Consider the following 794-nt stretch of genomic DNA (forward strand, 5'->3'; position numbering starts at 1 on the left):
GGCACTATTGCCTGTCAAGTATACAGTTTAAATAGAAAAATTATTTATGCGGCTTGAGCGCGGAACTTTTCTGCGCTCAAGCCGTTTTTTGATGCATAAGCTCGTTCGGTATTGAAATATTTAATGGCCTGCTGGACAGATTGTTCCAATTCTGCCAAGGTTTTAGGGCGAGCTCGCTTAGCTAACCAGATGAGCTTAAAGTCATTCCACCAACGCTCCATTGGCGAATTCTCCCATGGATGACCGGGGTGAGACATACTATGGATGCAGTTTTGCTCAGCTAAGTAATCATTGAAAGCCATTGAGCAGTAAGCTGCGCCACGATCCGTATGGATCATTGGCTGAGCGTCTGGTTCTACTTTGAAGGCACGCTTAAAGGCTTCGATCGCTGATGCGGCCGTTTCAGTAGCCGAAATGTTGTAGCTCAAAACATAGCGACCATATAGATCCATCACTACATGCACGCGCGCCTTCCTTACCTGCTCATTACCATACACAACTTCGGTAGTATCAGTCACCCAAACCTCATTCTTGTTCTGACGATCAAATTGCTCATTAAGTAAGTTGTCATTGATGTATTCCTCGTGACGTTTAATCCGATTATGCTTCTTCTTACGGATATTTGCCTTGATCCCGTGATTTTGCATGCAGTTAGTAACCCGCTTTAAGCCGGCCTTGAAATCCAATTTATTTTCAAAAGCTAGTTGCGTCGTCATGCCTAAATAACCCAAGGTCCACTTATGCTTTTTTTCCAATTCCAAAATGGCTTTAAGTAATTCTGCTTGTTCATCATC

Annotated in this window: 1 protein-coding gene; it reads right to left on the minus strand. The window is 43.5% G+C overall.

The features are described 5' to 3' along the window. Nucleotides 1-44: 44 nt before the first annotated feature. Nucleotides 45-794: IS3 family transposase (locus QOS03_RS09200; RefSeq protein ID WP_283576190.1), on the minus strand; the 750-nt coding region annotated here is incomplete at its 5' end.

Origin of the sequence: Limosilactobacillus pulli (assembly GCF_947381555.1) — a bacterium.
GTDB classification, from domain to species: Bacteria; Bacillota; Bacilli; order Lactobacillales; family Lactobacillaceae; genus Limosilactobacillus; species Limosilactobacillus pulli.